The following is a 17,245-nucleotide window of genomic DNA, read 5'->3' on the forward strand; positions in this document are numbered from 1 at the left end:
GCTGGAAACCGGCCGCGACCGCCGCCGCTTCGCAAGCCTTGAGGATTTGCCCGCCCAGGCCGCGCCGTGTCCAGCCGGGTTTGACAAAAAAAGCACGGATACGGGCGGCATCGATCTTCGGGTCAAGCCGGTTATCCTCCCGTCCCGCCAGGGCATCCGCGCCATAAAGCGTCTTGCGGAAGCTCCAGCCGCCACAGGCAACGATCTCGCCCGATGTCTCGATCACGAAATAAGTCTGGTCGATGATCAGTTGCGTATCGACGCCGAACACCGTGCCGAGCGCCGCCCGGCGCTGGGCTTCGCTGTAATCGTCCGCCTGGAGGGTCATGACGGATTCGGCAATCAGATTTTTCAGGACGGGAATATCCGCCATTGCGGCGGGACGCAGGATAAAGCTCATAGATGGAGCAATATCAGCGCGATCAGCGCGGGCAAGGCCTGAATGACGAGGATCGACTTTTTGACGGTAAAGCCGCCATAAAGCCCGGCCACGATCACGCAGGTCAGGAAGAATATCTTGATATAGAAGCCGTCGTGCGGCGCCAGAAGTCCCCAGATCAGGCCGGCGGCCAGAAAGCCGTTATAGAGCCCCTGATTGGCGGCGAGCTTGGCGGATTGCGCCGCGAATTCCGGCGTCAGGCCGAAAATGCGCCGCCCGAGCGGCGTCTGCCACAGGAACATCTCCAGAATCAGGAAACCGATATGCAGGGCGGCGACAAGGCCGGTGATAATATTGGCGATGGTGTGCATGACAGGCTCCCTGTTGTTGACAACAGGGTGGGCCAGCCCTTGCCAAAGCGCAATGAAAAAAGCACTCTCGGCATCATTGCCAAGGAGTACCCCATGACCGATCTCTACTCTATCCCCCTGAAACGTATCGACGGTACGCCGACCACGCTGGCGGCCTTCAGGGGCAAGGTGCTGCTGGCCGTCAATGTGGCCTCGAAATGCGGGCTGACGCCGCAATATGAGAGTCTGGAAGCCCTCTATCGCCAGAAATCGGCTGACGATCTGGAAATCCTTGGTTTTCCGGCCAATAATTTCCTTGGCCAGGAACCCGGCACCGACGCCGAAATCGCCGATTTCTGTGCCACCAGCTATGATGTCACCTTCCCTATGTTCGCCAAGATCAGCGTGGTGGGCGCAGATAAGCATCCCCTTTATGATGTTTTCACCAAAGCGCAACCTAATGCCGTCAGCGCCGGTCCCATGCGCGAGCGACTGGAAAAGTTCGGCATCCCGGTCAGCCCCGAAGGCGAGGTTCTGTGGAATTTCGAAAAGTTCCTGATCAGCAAGGACGGCCAGGTGGTCGAACGCTTCGCGCCGGATGTGACCGCCGATGATCCGCGCCTTGTGGCCTCCATCGAGCGCGAACTGGCGAAATGAAACAGGCGGCAATCAAAACGTTGCCGCCAAGCTTATGACTTTATTACAGTTTGCCGGCCTGTCCGGCATTTAGACCCGATACAGCCTGCCCTATCCCTGATTTATCGTTTCAATCATGGGAGGTTTTCTTATGGCTAAAGGTATTTTGTTGTGGCTGCTGGGGGTGCCTATCCCCGTGATCATCATCCTGGCCCTTCTGTTTCACTGATCGGAGGGCAAGACATGGCACTCCCTGATCCCCTCACGGCGACCGACGGCCCCAACCTCGAATCGTCAAAATCCGGCATTCACTGGGCGTCTATCCTTGGCGGTGCCGCGGCGGCCGCGGCGATTTCCGCCATCCTCCTGCCGCTTGGCTCGGCGCTCGGCTTTGCCTCGACCTCGGCCTATAATCCCGGCGAAAGCCTGGTGACCTTCACCGCCGGCATGGCCATCTGGCTGGTGGTGATGCAGTGGGCGTCTTCCGGCGTTGGCGGCTATATCGCCGGCCGGCTGCGCGTCAAATGGGCCGACACCCACAGCGATGAAGTCTTCTTCCGCGATACGGCGCACGGCTTCCTGGCCTGGGCCGTGGCCACTTTGTTCACCTTCACCCTTGCGGCCTGCGTGGCCCTGGGTGCGGTCAATGCCGGCGTCCAGGCGGGCGCCACCGTGGCGGCTGGCGCTGCGGCCGGTGCCGCCGGCAATGCCGACGACCTGGGTTATTACTCTGACAGCCTCTACCGCACAACGACTCCGGCCACGCCCGCAACAGCCGCAGACGTCAGCGCGGAGACCACGCGCATCCTGGCCAATGGCGCCAGGACCGGTGTCATTCCGCCCGCCGATCGCACCTATCTGTCTGCTCAGGTCGCCGCCCGTACCGGCCTTTCCAAGCCCGAGGCCGAAGCGCGCGTCAATAATACATTGGCCCAGATCGATGTCGCAAAGGCCAAGGCGACCAAGGCTGCGGAAGATGCCCGCAAGGCCATGGTCGCCTTCCATACAGCCCTGTGCATTTCCCTGCTGGTCGGCGCCTTTATCGCCTGCGTCACAGCGGCACTGGGCGGCAGGCTGCGCGACAACTACTAAAACCACAACCTGCTTCAATAGGGCCGGGGCCAGATGGAAACATCCGGCACCGGCTTTTTTGTTGCCCCACGCCCAATTATACAATATGTATGATGTATTATATATAAATAGGAAACGCGCCTATGCCCAAGCTCAACCGCCGCCACTTCCTTGCCGTCAGCGGACTGGCGGCGGCTTCCGCCCAGGCATCGAGCATACAGGCCGCCGCAATGCCTTTCGGTGTAACCGATCTGCGTGCCGAACAGACGACCGAACTGCTGGGCACGCAGGTCCGCGAGCCGCGCCTGTCGTGGCGGCTGACCGGCCCAGAACGCGATCCGGAGCGCGGCCTGATGCAGACCAGCTATCGCATCCGCGCCGCTTCCACGCCCGATACGACAAAGGCCGATCTGTGGGACTCCGGAGTCGTCAATGCGAGCGATTGCTTCGATATTCCTTACAAAGGCACGGCGCTCAAATCGATGCAGCGCGTTTGGTGGTCAGTCGAGATCACCGATAATAAGGGCCGTACGGCCGCATCGGCCACAACCTGGTTCGAGACCGGCCTGCTCGATCCGGCCGACTGGCGGGCGCAATGGATCATCGCCGAGGACAACCTGGCCGCCGGTGATCGCGCCGCCGCCCTGCAATGGATCTGGTCGCCCAAGGCACTCGACGATCGTCTACACGCCTTCCGGCTCGATTTCGATGCGCCGGCCAATCTCGCGTCCTCCGAAGTATTGATTTCCGGCAAGGACTGGATCAGGGGCGTCTGGGCGAATGGCGAAACCCTGCCCCTGCCCGACCAGCCGGTGCCCAATTGGGGCACGCTGGTGCCGGTGCCCGCCAAAATCGCGCCCGGTCGTAACAGTGTCTGCGTCCTGTTACAGGCCGAAACCACCGGCTTTTTTCCGGTCGATGGCGGCGCCTTCGCGGCCCTGATCCGGCTGCATCTGGCCGATGGTTCCATTCAGCGCTTCGTCAGTGGCCCGGACTGGAAGGTCCGCCCGCTGCCGCCTGAAAACTGGTGGGCCGCCGGTTTCGACGCCAGCGACTGGGACAAGGCGCAAAAATCCGGCTCAGATGCCCAGAACGATCCCCGTCCGGCAGAGCCGGCCCTGCATCTGCGCACAGCCTTCACGTCAAAGGGCAAGGTTGTCAATGCCCGCCTCTACGCCACGGCCCTGGGCGCCTATGACGCCCACCTCAATGGCGAACGCGTCTCACCGGCGCGTTTATCGCCTGAAATCAGCGTGGCGCGCGACCATATCTTCTACCAGACCTTCGATGTCACCAAATTGGTCCATGCGGGTGAAAACGCTTTGGACATCACGGTCGGCGACGGCTGGTATGCCGGCGCCTTCGGCTGGCGACTGGAGCGCTATGGCTTCGGCCCCGCGCCGCGCCGTCTGCTGGCGCAACTGCGGCTCGACTATGCCGATGGCACCACGGACTGGATTGTCACTGATGACAAATGGCGCATTGGTCCCTCGCCAATCGTCACCTCGGAAATCTATAATGGCGAAGTGTACGATGCACGCCTCGAAACACCGGGCTGGGACAAGCCCGGCTTTAAACAGAACTGGCCCGCCGCCCAGATCGGCGAGGCACCGAAAACCCACATTCTGGCCCAGACCAGTCCCCTTTTAATGCCCGTGGCCAAACGCCGTGCCGCGAAGATTACGCAGCCGAAACCCGGCGTCTATGTCTTCGATTTTGGCCAGAATTTCGCCGGCTGGGCGCGATTGTCCGCCAAGGGCAAGGCCGGTCACACCATCACTCTGAAATTCGCCGAATACCTCAAGGCCGATGGCGAGGTAGACCAGGCCAATCTGCGCATGGCCAAATGCCAGGACCACTACACCCTGCGCGGCGACGAAAATGGCGAGACCTGGGAGCCGAGCTTTACCTATCACGGCTTCCGCTATATCCAGGTCGAAAACTATCCCAGCGTGCCGAAAGCGGCCGATATCGAGGGCATTGTTGTCACCACGGCCTGCAAGGTCACTGGCGATATGAGGTTCGACTCCGCGCTGATCCAGCAATTCTGGAACAACGCCATGTGGAGCCAGCGCTCCAACTTTTTCGGTGTGCCGACCGATTGCCCGCAGCGCGACGAGCGGATGGGCTGGATGGGTGACATCCAGGTCTTTCTCGATGCCGCCGCCTTCAATATGGAGGTAGATCCCTTCATCCGGCGCTTCCTCAACGAGGTCCGGGCCGCCCAGACGCCGGAAGGCGCCTACCCGATCGTCGTACCGCAGCCCCTGTCCTTCCCGGATATCGTGACCGCGGGCTGGTCGGAGGCCGGCATTATTTTGCCGTGGACCCTGTGGAAGCGCTATGGCGACACCGCCGTGGTCAACGAAAACTGGGCCGCCATGACGGCGTGGATGGATTACCTGCTCAGGCATAATCCGGACTATATCTGGCGTCACGAACGCGGGCTCGATCTCGGCGACTGGCTGTCGGTCGATGCCGTCAAGCCCGACGACGAGACGACGCCGCGCATCCTCTGCGCCACCGCCTACTGGGCCTATTGCGCCGACCTGATGACCGATATGGCGCACGCCACCGGCCGCAGCGACCTGGCGACGAGATATGCCGATCTGCGCGCCAGAATCGGCGCGGCTTATGCCAGGGGATTCATCGATGCCAACGGCAAGGCCGGTAATGGCAGCCAGACATCACAAGTGCTGTCTCTTCACTTCAAACTGGTGCCCGCCGATCGCATCGCCGGGGCTTCCCAAGTGCTGGCCGACGAAATCCGCGGTCGCGGCATGAAGCTTTCCACAGGCTTCCTAGGCACACCCTATCTGTTAGACGCGCTCGCCGACACCGGCCAGTTGGAGGTCGTCTCCGGCCTGCTGCTGCAAACCCAGAAACCGTCATGGGGCTATATGCCCCTGCACGGCGCCACCACCATGTGGGAACGCTGGGATGGCGATACAGGTGATCTGGCGATGAACAGCTATAACCACTACGCCTATGGCGCGGTCTGCGGCTTCATGTACCGCCGCCTGGCCGGCCTCTCCCCCGCCTCGGCCGGTTTCCGCACCCTGCGTGCAGAGCCCATTTACCTGCCGAAAGCCGGCACGGTCAGCGCCACCTATGACTCGTGCCTGGGTCGGATGGCCGGCCGTTGCGAAGGTGATGCCACGGGCCTTAAACGCTACGACCTGACCGTACCGCCCAACGCCACGGCCGAGGTCATCCTGCCGGAAGGCGCCTGGCGCGAAAGTGGCAGGGCGCTGGATGGCCATGACGATATTCGCAACCTGCATCGTGAAAAGGGCAAGGTCAGGTTCGAGATCGGTTCGGGCGATTATCGTTTTCGCGTCGCGTAGTGGCCTTCGGAAACTCCGGGCTATCCCATTAACCGCTCCAGCGCCGTCATCTCGTCTGCTTCGGCCGCCGGCTTGTCCCAGCGGATGCGGCTGATGCGAGGAAAACGCAGGGCATAACCGGATTTATGGCGCGTCGAGCGATGGACGGCGTCGAAAGCGACCTCGAACACCAGCTCCTTCTTCACCTCGCGCACCGGCCCAAAGGTCTTGAGCGTGTGGTGGCGTATCCATTTATCCAACTCGACCAGTTCGGCATCTGTAAAACCGAAATAGGCCTTGCCGATTGGCAGCAGTTCACCATCGCGCCACAGGCCAAAGGTGAAATCGGAATAGAAGCTCGACCGCCGGCCGGAGCCGCGCTGGGCGTACATCAGCACGGCATCCACCAGCTTGGGATTGATCTTCCACTTGTACCACGGGCCGGTCGGCCGACCGGCGACATAGGCGCTGTCGCGGCGCTTCAGCATCAGGCCTTCTATGACCGACAGATTATCGACACTGGCGCGCGCATCTTCCAGTTGGCTGAATTCATGCCAGGGGATCTGCGGCGACAGGCTGATCCCGACCGGCTGGTATTTATCGAGTGCAGCCTGGAGCAGTTCGCGGCGCTTTTCATAGGGTAGCGGCCGCACATCCTCGTCTTCCAGCATCAGCACGTCATAGATGATCATCGCCGCCGGATAGTCTGTCATCAGTTTAGCGGATGGGTTCTTGCGGCCGAGCCTTTGTTGCAGGTCATTGAACGAACCCAGCTCGATGCCGCGCTGGACCAACAGTTCGCCATCGAGCACGGCATGGAAGTTGAGATGCTCCAGGGCGTCGGGAAAACTGCCGCTGATATCATCACCGGTGCGCGTGAAAAGCGCGCGGCCAATGGCGCTGTTGACGCACTGGACTCGGATGCCATCATATTTCCATTCAGCGGCGTAGGTTCCCGGCACGATCAGGCCGAAATCCTTTTCTTCCAGCGGATGGGCCAGCATGACCGGCGTGAAAGTAAGCCGCTCATTGACCGCCGGCGCTTCCGCCCGCCCCTCCAGCCAGGCGAACAGGTCTTCATAGGGCGGATCAACGCCATGCCACAGGGTCTCGATGCGCTCGATCGGCTGGTTACCATACTTGGCCAGAACCTGTTTCAGCAGCCGCGCCGATACGCCTATGCGTAAGCTCCCGGCACCAATCTTCAGCAGGGCCCAGCGCTCAGGTGACGTCATGCGATCGAGCAACCCGGCGACATAGTCGGGCAGTTGCGCCTTGGGGGTATGGCGCAGGCCGGCCACCACCTCATGCAGCGGCGGCAGGTCGGGGTCATTAGGCGGAATGGCCGCGGTTGGCCACAGGTGGGCTACCGTTTCGGACAACTCGCCGACATAGTCATGGCTCATGGCCAGCAGTTGCGGATCGGTGCGCGCCCGGATCAGGTCGAGCACCATGCCGCGCTTGAAATTGGGCAGGCTCAAGCTTCCGCCGATGATCGCCACGGCATAGCCACGATCCGGATCGGGCGCGGTGGCAAAATAATCAAGCAGCAGCCGCTCCTTGGCCGAGGTCGCCGGCTCGTAATAGAGCTTTTCCAGCAGACGCGAGAAATCCCTCATTCGCTGTCATCCTCATAGCCCAGCAGGTGCAGGGCCTGAGCCTTGAAGCCGTGCCGCTGGGCGTAATAGACCAGGGCGTCATCGCGGCCGTGCGTCACCCAGACCTCCGGCGCGCCGACATCGATAAGCGTCTGGGTCAGTTCGTCCCAGTCGGCATGATCGGAAACCACCAGCGGCAGTTCAACGCCCTTCTGCTTCGCCCGGGCCCGAATGCGCATCCAGCCGGAAGCGGCGGCGGTCAGGACATCCGGCAGCTTGCGCGACCAGCGGTCCTGCAGGGCCGAGGGCGGGCACAGCACGATCTTGCCGGCAAGGTCGCGGGCGTTTTCCGGCGTCACCAATTCAGTCTGCCCCAGCGAAATGCCGAAGCCTTCATAAAGCTCACAGAGGCGGATCATGGCGCCGTGCAGATAAATGGTTTCCTGATATCCGGCGGCGCGCAGGGCGCAGATCATGCGCTGGCACTTGCCAAGCGCATAAACCCCAACCAGATGGCAGCGCTCCGGGAACTGCTGAAGTGAGCCCAGCAGCTTGGCGATCTCGTCCTCCAGGGGCGGATGGCGAAAGACCGGCAGGGCGAAGGTTGCCTCGGTGACAAAGACATCGCAAGGCACCGGCTCGAACGGCGCGCAGGTCGGGTCCGACCGGCGCTTGTAGTCGCCGGAAAAGACGATGCTGGCACCGGCATGTTCCAGCCGCGCCTGGGCCGAGCCGAGGATATGCCCCGCCGGATGCAGGCTCACGCGCACATCGCCGATCTCAACCCCCTCGCCATAGGCCAGCGGGTTCTCGGTCATCAGATAGTGCGTCTCGCCGTAGCGCGCCCGCATGATGGCGAGCGTTTCGGGCGTCGCCCAGACATGGCCGTGGCCGGCGCGGGCATGATCGGCATGGCCGTGGGTCACCACCGCCCGGTTCACCGGCTGCATGGGGTCGATGTAAAAATCGCCCGCCTTGCAATAAACGCCCTGCGGCCTCACCTCTATCCAGTCCCTGGGGTGCATTTCCACCTTTCGTCTTTATTTCCGGCCACGATACAGTCTCAGCATGGTGAAGATTCCTCCCCGGTTCCGGCAGTGGTTCGACCAGCAGGGCTGGACCATATTGCCGCACCAGCGCGAAATGGTCTCCCGCTACCAGAAAGGCCAGTCGACCCTGCTGACGGCGCCCACCGGCACCGGCAAGACCCTCGCCGGTTTCCTGGGCTCGCTGATCGAGATCAGCGAAACCCAGCCGAAAGGGCTTCACACCCTCTACATATCGCCGCTCAAGGCATTAAATTACGATATCGAACGCAATGTCACGGCGATCATAGACGCTCTGAATCTGCCGGTGCGCGTCGAGAGCCGCACCGGAGATACCTCGGCCTATCGCCGCAAACGGCAGCGCGCCAAGCCGCCCCACATCCTGATGACCACGCCGGAATCGCTGATGCTGCTGCTCAGCTATCCGGAGGCGCGCGACATGTTCGGCTCGATCGAGGCCGTGGTGATCGACGAAATCCACCAGGTGGCGGCAAGTAAACGTGGCGACCTGATCACGCTCGCCCTGGCCCAGATCGAAGCTTACCGGCCGGGCTTCCGGCGTATCGGATTGTCCGCCACCGTGGCCGATCCCGACCTATTCTGCCTATGGCTCGGCAAGACCGGACAGCCCGTCAATCATTTCAACAGCCCGTCCACCGGCAAGCCGCCGCAGGTCTCGATCCTGAAGACGAAAGAGCCCGTCCCCTTCACCGGCTTCGTGGCGCAATATGCCGTTTCCGAAATCATGGCCGAGATCGAAAAAGCCGGCTCAACCATCGTCTTCGTCAATACGCGATTTCAGGCCGAACTGCTGTTCCAGTTCCTGTGGGAGGTCAATGATGACGCCCTGCCCATCGCCATCTTCCACGCCTCCCTGACCCGGGAGATACGCGCCAAGACGATGAAGATGATGGCCGAGGGCAAGCTGCGTGGCCTCGTCGCCACCTCGGCCATCGAACTGGGTATCGACTGGGGTGACGTCGATGTCGTCATTCAGGTCGGTGCGCCGAAGGGCGTGTCGCGCCTGCTGCAACGCATCGGCCGCTCCAACCACCAGGTCGATGTGCCGTCAAAGGCGTTTCTGGTGCCGGCCAATCGTTTCGAGGTGCTGGAATGCGAGGCCGCCATGCTGGCCATCAAGGCGCGGCATCTCGATGGCGATCATCCCCTGCCCGGTTCGCAGGACGTCGCCATCCAGTTCATATTGAATGCTGCCTGCTCGGCGCCGGTGACACCGCATCAGTTGCACCAACTGGTCATGCAGTCCTGGTCCTATCGTCAACTGACCTATGAGCAGTTCGAGGAACTGTTCCAGTTCGTCATCGATGGCGGCTATGTGCTGCGCAATTATGACCGCTGGCAGCGGCTTATCAAGCAGGATGACGGCAGATGGATACCCGCCAACAAGGCGGTTATCCAGCGCCACCGCAAGAATATCGGCGTCATCATCGAGGCCGGCAAGCTGAAGGTGAAGCGCCGTCATGGCCGTGGTGGCAAGTATCTCGGCGAGATCGAGGAATCCTTCGGGCAAAGCCTGCGGCCCGGCGATACCTTCTATTTCGCCGGCGAGATCCTGGCCTTCGAGCGCATCCACGACATGACCCTGGAAGCCCGTGCATCGGCGGCCAAGGAGCCGATGATCCCGACCTATGCCGGGGGCCAGATGCCGCTCTCGACCTTCCTGGCCGAGGGCGTTCGCGCGTTTTTGCAGGATGAAAAAGGCTTCGAAAAACTGCCGAAGATGGTGCGCAACTGGCTGCAACTGCAAGCGCGGTTTTCCGTGCTGCCCGATCGCAAAAGCCTGCTGGTCGAGAGCTTTCCGCGCGGCAAGCTCAACTGCGTCATCTTTTATACCTTCGAAGGCCGACGCGCCAACCAGACGCTGGGTATGATGGTCAGCCGCCGCATGGAGCGCATCGGCCTCCACCCTCTGAGCTTCACCGTTACCGACTACGGCCTGGCCATCAACAGCCTCCAGCCGGTGACGGCAGAGACCGTCTATGACCTGTTGTCGCCCGATATCCTGGCCGACGAACTGGAAGAATGGCTGGCGGAATCGCCCATGCTCAAGCGCTCGTTCCGCCGCGTGGCCACCATCGCCGGCATTGTCGAACAGAACAACAATGCCGCCCGCAAGACGCTGAAGCAGGTCACCTTCTCCACCGATCTGATCTATGATGTGCTGCGCAAGTACGAACCCGGACACGTCCTGCTGGCATTGGCACGTTCCGACGCCGAGCGCGAACTGCTTGATCTCGACCGCCTGACCGACATGATCCTGAAATTCCAGCGCCATATCGAATTCCGCGACCTGCCGCGCCCGTCGCCGCTCAGCCTGCCGGTGATCCTCGATGTCCGCACCGAACGTCTGCCCGGCGGCGGCATGGAAGCCCTGCTGGCACAGCAAAGCCTGGCCGAGACCGCCGAAACCCTGATGCACGAGGTCGAAGATGCCTTCAAGTCTTGAGGTCGATTTCGCCGGCCAGCGTCTGGTGCTTGATGCCGCTCTCGGGCTTTACTGGTCCGCGCGGCGTATGCTGGTGGTTTCCGATCTGCATCTGGAAAAGGCCAGTTTCCTGACCCAGTTCGGCTCACCGCTGGCCCCTTACGACACGCTCGACACCCTGAACCGGTTGGAGGCTCTGGTCTCAAAATACCGCCCGCAATCCCTGGTCATGCTGGGTGACAGCTTTCATGACCGCCACGCCTGGGAACGGCTGGAAACGACTGCGCGCCAGCAGTTCAAAGCCATTTGCGGGGCGGTCGATACCTGCCATCTGGTGGAAGGCAATCACGATATAGGCCTGTTGAGCGAAAGCGGCCTGACCTTTACCGACAGCGTGACGCTGGACGGCCTGACCTTCCGTCATGAGCCCGATAGCCACGCGGCACCGCAGATTATCGGCCATTTTCATCCCAAGCTGCGCACCTCCCTTCAGGGCCACCGCCTGACCGGCAAATGCTTCGCGATAAATCAAAACCTGTTGATCATGCCGGCCTTCGGCAGCTTCACCGGCGGGCTGGACATGCGCGATCCTGTTTTTGCCGAACTTGGCGCCGATGATCCCCTGCGACCCTATATCATCCACGGCCGGACGATTGCCGCCCTGGACCTTCCATCCTGATCACACCCCTTGGTGTTCTGCAGAGGCAAGTCCAAGTACCGCCTGCCGCAACTTCGGCTGAGATGTCCGAGGGCCCAGGCAAATGCCAAAAAAAGCCTCTGAAAATCCATTTTCCGCGATATGTCCCAAAGATCTGTCCCCGTGAAAAAAGAGGACCGCGCCCCCCTGGTCCCGCACGCCGGTCAGCACGTCTCCCCGCCGCATATCGGGCAGGACCGTTTCCAGTTGACGCTTCCAGAGTTCCAGGCGCCCGGCATCGCCTGCCCCGATGTGCTGCATCTCATCCCGGATATGACCAGCCATCCTGCGCGCCTCCAGATCGCGCAGGAAGGTGACCTGCAAGGCATAGGGCCTGTCAGGACGCCAGTGTGACTGCGGCGCAAAGAGCGATATATCCAGCACCGGGACCGCCAGTATATTCAGCCGGCCCGAGCCCACCAGACCCGGTTGCGGCACGAAGGTCAAAGCCGCACCCGCCCTGGCGATACCGGGCAAGAGCATAGCGGAAACAGCAGAGATAAACAGAGTGCGGCGGTTCATGACCATGATCCTCCATCCATGTTCGGCACCGGCAGGCCGATGCCCCTTGCCTGACAGACACCGCCTGCGGCCAATACCCGTAATCCCGCCCCGCAAAAATTTTTCCGGCGCCAGTACGACCTCCGCAATGCGGCGGTGTCGTTTGGATGATCCACCCAACGGAGATCTATTGTGGTTATTAAACGTCTGTTGCCGCGCCTGCTCGCCGGCCTGTCCCTCTTCGCCAGCGCCACCCTGCTGGCCAGTGCGCCGCCCGTCATGGCGGGCGAGCCTCTCGACCTGTCCGCCTACAAGGGCAAGGTCGTCTATCTTGATTTCTGGGCCTCATGGTGCCACCCCTGCGAACAGTCCTTCCCCTATATGGAACAGCTCAAATCGCGCTACGGACCCGATGGCCTGGTGATCATCGCCGTCAATGTCGATCACAGCCGCGACCGCGCCGACAGCTTCCTGAAGCGCGTCGGCAGTGACCTGACCGTCGTCTACGATGCCAAAGGCACCCTGGCGCAACGCTACAAGGTCCACGACATGCCGACCAGCCTGCTGATCGGACGCGACGGCCGTATCCGCTATACCCACCTGGGTTTCCATCCGGAACAGGCCGCCAATTACAACGATCAGGTCGCGGAGCTTGTCCATGAAAATTAAGGCTTTGCACATGGCCACGCTGGCCGCGTCCGCCGCGTGCCTGATGCTGGGCGGCTGTTCCTCCCTGGGCGCCAAATCCTGGGACCGCGACCTGATGGCTCGGCGTTCCATGCAGCCCGTCACCCATCCGCTGATCGCCGGCGCCGACGATCATATCTATTTTTCCAAGGAAGGCGCTTCCGGCGGCCGCTCTTTTGACGGCGGGGGCTGCGGATGCAACTGAGGAAACGCAAAGGCCGCCTGACGGCTGCGCTCGGCCTGATGACCGCGGGCCTGTTTGCCGGTGCGGGCGTCCACGCCCAGCAGGCCAGCCAGAATATCAATGACGATACCTCCACCGACGCCGGCTTGACGCGTGTCGATACGGCCGTCCTGTTCTACCAGGAAGCCGGCGGACGGGTGAAGGCCACGGAGCCAGTTGCCAGCTTCACACTCAATGACGACAGCGGCGATGTGCTACATGTCAAGCTGACCGCCGACACCCTGACCGGGGCCACCCCCAATGGCGCCGCGCCCTGGACCCATGACCAGACCTTCATTACCCCGTCCAAAACCCAGGGGCAAAAGACGACGGTCACCAGCGCGTCGGGCAACAGCACGCTCGTCACCATTCCCGGCACCGATGTCACGGCGCGGCAATACACGGTCGCCGCCAACACCCTGCCGGTGGACAGCGGCTTCCAGGACCAGAGATACGCCATCGATCTCGGCTATACCGGCACGCGCGACAATGGCGACCGCCTGAGCATCGGCGGCAGCTATTCCAGCGAGCGCGACTACAGCTCGATGTCGGCCAATGTCGGTTATGCCCGCGATTTCAATGACAAGAATACCACGGCCTCGGTCGCGCTGAATTTTGAATCCGACACCTCAAAACCCTATTTCGGCACGCCTGAACCACTGAGCCAGATGAGCGGCATGATAAAGGGTGGCAACCGTCAGAAGACGGTCGTCGATCTGGTCGCCGGTGTCAGCCAGGTGATGAACCGCTACTGGCTGATGCAGGTCAACTACTCGCTGGGCGACACCTCCGGCTACCAGACCGATCCCTACCGCATTATCTCGGTGGTAGATGGTGAGAGCGGCGCGCCGGTGAGGTATCTCTACGAAAGCCGGCCCGGATCGCGTCTGCGACAGAGCCTCTATATCGGCAACAAGCTGGCCCTGTGGGGAACAGTCGCGGATGTCTCCGCCCGGCTTTATCACGATAGCTGGGGGATCAATGCCGAGACCCTGGAAGTGGCCGAGCGCATTCCGCTGACCTCCTTCCTCTATATCGAGCCGAGTTATCGCTATTACCACCAGACCAAGGCCAACTTCTTCCGCGATTATCTGATCGACGGCCAGGCTCTGCCCGAAAACGCCTCCTCGGACAGCCGGCTGGACAGTTTCGATGCCTCGACGATCGGCCTGAAACTTGGGATGCGGGTGCGCGGCAATGATGAGCTTTACCTGCGCGCGGCCAGCTATCAGCAGACCGGCACCAGCCATCCCTCTTATGCGGTAGGCGACCTCAAACAGGAAAACCTGTTCACCGGTGTCAAGGCAACCAGTGTGATCCTTGGCTACAGTTTCGCCTTCTACTGATGACGGAGGCCACAGCCGAGCTGGAGCAATTGGATGACGGCTTTGTCTATCGCTTTGCCGCCATGCACTCGCCCTGCGAACTGCGTATCGAAACCGACGATCCCCGGCTGGCCGAAGAGGCTGGCCGGGCGGTCGAGGCCGAAGCCCTGCGCATAGAGACAACCTACAGCCGCTATCGCCCGGACAGCGTTATCGGCCGCATCAATGCTGCGGCCGGTACACCGGTCAGGGTCGATGCCGAGACCCGCAGCCTGATCGATTTCGCCGATCAGGCCTGGCGGCTCAGCGGCGGACGGTTTGACATCACCTCCGGCGTGCTCAGGCGTATCTGGCGGTTCGACGGTTCGGACAATGTGCCGTCGCGCGCCGATATCGCCTCCCTTCGCCCGCTGATCGGCTGGGGCAAGGTGCGCTGGCAAGCCGGAGAGATTACGCTCGGCGCAGGCCAGGAGATCGACTTCGGCGGCTTCGGCAAGGAATATGCCGTCGATTGCGCGGTCAATCGCTTGCGCACCTTCACCGACCGGGCCTGCCTGGTCAATTTCGGCGGCGACCTGCGGGTCACCGGCCCGCGCCGGGATGGTCAGCGCTGGCGCGTCGGCATCGAGGACACCGACCGGCCGGGCGAAATGGCTGGCCGGCTGGAGATCAGTGACGGCGCCCTGACCACCAGCGGCGATGCGCGCCGCTTCCTGCTCAAGGACGGCATTCGGTATTCACATATTCTCGATCCGCGCACGGCCAGGCCGGTCACGGACCCGCCGCGCTCGGTAACCGTGGCGGCCCCGACCTGCATCGAGGCCGGCTTTATCTCCACCCTGGCCATGCTGCACGGCCGCCGGGCGGAAACATTTCTCAAACAGGAAGGCATAGCCTCGTGGTGCGTTCGTTGATCCGCTTCAGATACCTCCGGGTCAGTCTCGCGCTGGCCGCCCTGCTGCCTGTGGCGCCGTCATGGGCCGCCGTGCGTTCCGGCCACATGACCGCCGCGCTGGAGACCGCGCCGGCGGCCATTACGCCCGGCGGCGAGACCGTGCTGGCCGTGACCCTGACACCCGACAAAGCCTGGCATACCTATTGGATCAATCCCGGCGATACGGGCCTGCCGACCGACATCAGCCTTAATGACGCGCCTGAGGTCAGCCTCGTGCGCACCCAGTGGCCGACGCCGCAAAAACTGACCTATGACGGCGTCGTCACCTATGGCTATGATCAGCCGGTCACCGCCTATGTGCATGTGCGCGCGGCGCCGGATGTGAAAATCGCCAGCCGCCTCCCTTATATCCTGCATATCGACTCCCTGGTCTGCCGCGATAGCTGCGAGCCCGTCAGCTTTAATCTGACCGGACGGCTGAGTGTATCCGCCCAAATGGCGCCCGTCGCCACGCCGCCCGCCCTGCCGGTCGATCTCCAGGCGCCAGCCACCTATAGCCGAGAGGCTGGCACCCTAAACATCCGCTTTTCGCTGCCGGGCAATCGGACCCAGCGCATACGGTTTTCCCATCCGGACGGCGCCTACGTCTTCAGCGAAATCGCTGATCTGATTCCGCCCGTAGCCCCGCAAACCCTGACAACCGACCCACAGGGCTTCACTGTCAGCCTGCCGATGGCCAGCGGCACGGACCTGCCCGCCCTGGCGCCGCTGGTGGTGCGCTTTGCCGATGGTGCGGCGGTACGCGTCCTTGCGCACGAGGCTGCACCGCCCGTTGCGAAACCAACCGCCCCGGCATCTGACGGCATAGCCCTGGCGGTTCTGCTGGCCTTCCTCGGCGGGCTTGTGCTTAACCTGATGCCCTGTGTTTTCCCCGTATTGTCGATGAAGTTGCTGGCCCTGACCCGCACCGGCCACGATCACGGGCTGGCTCGGCGCGAGGCCCTGATCTATGGCCTGGGCGCCGTCCTGAGCTTTGTCGGCCTGTCGATCCTGCTCGATGTGGCGCGGGCGCTCGGCGGCATGGTCGGCTGGGGCTTTCAGTTGCAGTCACCCTATGTCACATCAGCCTTGAGCCTGCTGATGCTGATGGTTGGCCTTAATCTCTCCGGCCTGTTCGAAATCGGCGGCTCATTGCAGGCCGCCGCCGGCGCACAGCCGATCGGCCGCCATCCCTATCTGGCCGCCTTCATGACCGGTATACTGGCGGTGATGGTCGCCGCGCCGTGCAGCGCGCCCTTCATGGCCACGGCCACCGGCGTGGCGCTGGCGCGCGGCGGCTTCGCCTCCGTAGCTATTTTCACGGCCCTGGGCCTGGGCTTCGCCGCGCCCTTCGTAGCCCTGACCTTCGCCCTGACCTGGATGCCGTCACTGGCGCGCCTCATGCCGCGCCCCGGTCCCTGGATGGATCGTCTGCGCCAAATTCTGGCCATCCCCATGTACCTGGCCGCTGCCTGGATGGCCTGGGTCTTCTGGCAACAGGCCGGCCCAGCCGGCCTGGGCCTGCTGGCGCTCGGCATGGCGCTGGTCGCCGCCGCCATCATCGCCCGCAAACTGCCGAACGGGTGGCGCGCCACCGCCGTCATCATCGGGCTGGCCCTTGGCATTGGTTCGGCAATGCAGACGCCCGCCGCGCCGGTCACCGCCGCCACTGTGGGCGAGGTCGCGTTCTCGCAAGCCCGCCTCGATGCCCTGCGCGCCAAGGGGCAGCCGGTTCTGGTCGACATGACCGCGGCCTGGTGCCTGACCTGCAAGGTCAATGAGCACGTCGCCCTGGCGGACACGCACGTACAATCGGTGCTGAGGGCGCAGAATGTGGCCTACATGGTGGGGGACTGGACACACCGCGATGCGGAAATCACGCGGTATCTGACACAGAATGGCCGGTCGGGCGTGCCGCTTTATGTCTATTACGGTCCAGGTCAGGCCCAGCCAGTGATCCTGCCGCAACTGTTGACGCCTGACACCGTGATAAAGGCTGTGCAGGCTGGCAGATAAGGCGCCCATA

15 protein-coding genes are annotated in these 17,245 nt (G+C 62.5%); 10 read left to right on the forward strand and 5 right to left on the reverse strand.

The window, feature by feature from the left end; translation table 11 throughout:
- Window positions 1-400, reverse strand: a 400-nt coding sequence (locus tag ACTHND_RS09245) for a GNAT family N-acetyltransferase (RefSeq protein WP_440177658.1), incomplete at its 3' end; no start/stop codon positions are given.
- On the reverse strand, window positions 397-750 hold the full coding sequence (locus ACTHND_RS09250; RefSeq protein ID WP_440177659.1) for a DUF1304 domain-containing protein: 354 nt from the start codon (window positions 748-750) through the stop codon (window positions 397-399). The genes ACTHND_RS09250 and ACTHND_RS09245, both read right to left, overlap by 4 nt.
- A gap of 93 nt (window positions 751-843) precedes the next feature.
- Between ACTHND_RS09250 and ACTHND_RS09255 the strand changes: the two genes are divergently transcribed.
- The 3 genes from ACTHND_RS09255 to ACTHND_RS09265 all read left to right on the forward strand — a co-directional run bounded on the left by ACTHND_RS09255 (window position 844) and on the right by ACTHND_RS09265 (window position 5,783).
- Window positions 844-1,386, forward strand: coding sequence for a glutathione peroxidase (locus tag ACTHND_RS09255; protein ID WP_440177660.1), 543 nt, complete (start codon window positions 844-846; stop codon window positions 1,384-1,386).
- Window positions 1,387-1,608: 222 nt separating this feature from the next.
- Window positions 1,609-2,457: a hypothetical protein gene (locus ACTHND_RS09260; protein WP_440177661.1), complete on the forward strand. Its 849-nt coding sequence runs from the start codon at window positions 1,609-1,611 to the stop codon at window positions 2,455-2,457.
- Window positions 2,458-2,579: 122 nt separating this feature from the next.
- Window positions 2,580-5,783 (forward strand): family 78 glycoside hydrolase catalytic domain, encoded by a 3,204-nt coding sequence (locus ACTHND_RS09265; RefSeq protein WP_440177662.1) that lies wholly within the window; start codon window positions 2,580-2,582, stop codon window positions 5,781-5,783.
- Between the two features lie 20 nt (window positions 5,784-5,803).
- On the opposite strand, the gene ACTHND_RS09270 is transcribed toward ACTHND_RS09265, so the two are convergent.
- The gene (locus ACTHND_RS09270) at window positions 5,804-7,381 is read right to left on the reverse strand and encodes a cisplatin damage response ATP-dependent DNA ligase (RefSeq protein ID WP_440177663.1); all 1,578 of its coding nucleotides are present in this window, start codon (window positions 7,379-7,381) and stop codon (window positions 5,804-5,806) included.
- On the reverse strand, window positions 7,378-8,385 hold the full coding sequence (locus ACTHND_RS09275; RefSeq protein ID WP_440177740.1) for a ligase-associated DNA damage response exonuclease: 1,008 nt from the start codon (window positions 8,383-8,385) through the stop codon (window positions 7,378-7,380). Before ACTHND_RS09275 ends, ACTHND_RS09270 begins: the two co-directional genes overlap by 4 nt.
- A 43-nt stretch (window positions 8,386-8,428) precedes the next feature.
- Here ACTHND_RS09275 and ACTHND_RS09280 point away from each other — a divergent pair, with 43 nt between their 5' ends.
- Together ACTHND_RS09280 and pdeM are read left to right on the forward strand one after the other, a co-directional pair.
- Window positions 8,429-10,873 (forward strand): ligase-associated DNA damage response DEXH box helicase, encoded by a 2,445-nt coding sequence (locus tag ACTHND_RS09280; RefSeq protein WP_440177664.1) that lies wholly within the window; start codon window positions 8,429-8,431, stop codon window positions 10,871-10,873.
- Complete coding sequence (pdeM, locus tag ACTHND_RS09285; RefSeq protein WP_440177665.1) at window positions 10,857-11,531, forward strand: ligase-associated DNA damage response endonuclease PdeM; 675 nt, start codon at window positions 10,857-10,859, stop codon at window positions 11,529-11,531. Before ACTHND_RS09280 ends, pdeM begins: the two co-directional genes overlap by 17 nt.
- Here pdeM and ACTHND_RS09290 read toward each other — a convergent pair whose 3' ends face one another.
- Window positions 11,532-12,071, reverse strand: coding sequence for a chalcone isomerase family protein (locus ACTHND_RS09290; RefSeq protein WP_440177666.1), 540 nt, complete (start codon window positions 12,069-12,071; stop codon window positions 11,532-11,534).
- 171 nt (window positions 12,072-12,242) lie between these two features.
- Between ACTHND_RS09290 and ACTHND_RS09295 the strand changes: the two genes are divergently transcribed.
- Genes ACTHND_RS09295 through ACTHND_RS09315 form a run of 5 tightly spaced genes read left to right on the forward strand, consistent with a single transcriptional unit; the run spans window position 12,243 to window position 17,235 of the window.
- Window positions 12,243-12,719, forward strand: a complete 477-nt coding sequence (locus ACTHND_RS09295) for a TlpA disulfide reductase family protein (RefSeq protein WP_440177667.1) — start codon at window positions 12,243-12,245, stop codon at window positions 12,717-12,719.
- Window positions 12,709-12,942, forward strand: coding sequence for a DUF4266 domain-containing protein (locus ACTHND_RS09300; RefSeq protein ID WP_440177668.1), 234 nt, complete (start codon window positions 12,709-12,711; stop codon window positions 12,940-12,942). The genes ACTHND_RS09295 and ACTHND_RS09300 overlap by 11 nt, the downstream gene beginning before the upstream one ends.
- Entirely contained in the window at window positions 12,933-14,306 is a 1,374-nt protein-coding gene (locus ACTHND_RS09305; protein ID WP_440177669.1) for a DUF3570 domain-containing protein, read from the forward strand. The genes ACTHND_RS09300 and ACTHND_RS09305 overlap by 10 nt, the downstream gene beginning before the upstream one ends.
- Window positions 14,306-15,199, forward strand: coding sequence for an FAD:protein FMN transferase (locus tag ACTHND_RS09310; protein ID WP_440177670.1), 894 nt, complete (start codon window positions 14,306-14,308; stop codon window positions 15,197-15,199). Before ACTHND_RS09305 ends, ACTHND_RS09310 begins: the two co-directional genes overlap by 1 nt.
- Window positions 15,184-17,235: a thioredoxin family protein gene (locus ACTHND_RS09315; protein WP_440177671.1), complete on the forward strand. Its 2,052-nt coding sequence runs from the start codon at window positions 15,184-15,186 to the stop codon at window positions 17,233-17,235. The genes ACTHND_RS09310 and ACTHND_RS09315 overlap by 16 nt, the downstream gene beginning before the upstream one ends.
- Window positions 17,236-17,245 lie beyond the last annotated feature (10 nt).

This window comes from Asticcacaulis sp., from assembly GCF_051954415.1.
Classification (GTDB): domain Bacteria; phylum Pseudomonadota; class Alphaproteobacteria; order Caulobacterales; family Caulobacteraceae; genus Asticcacaulis.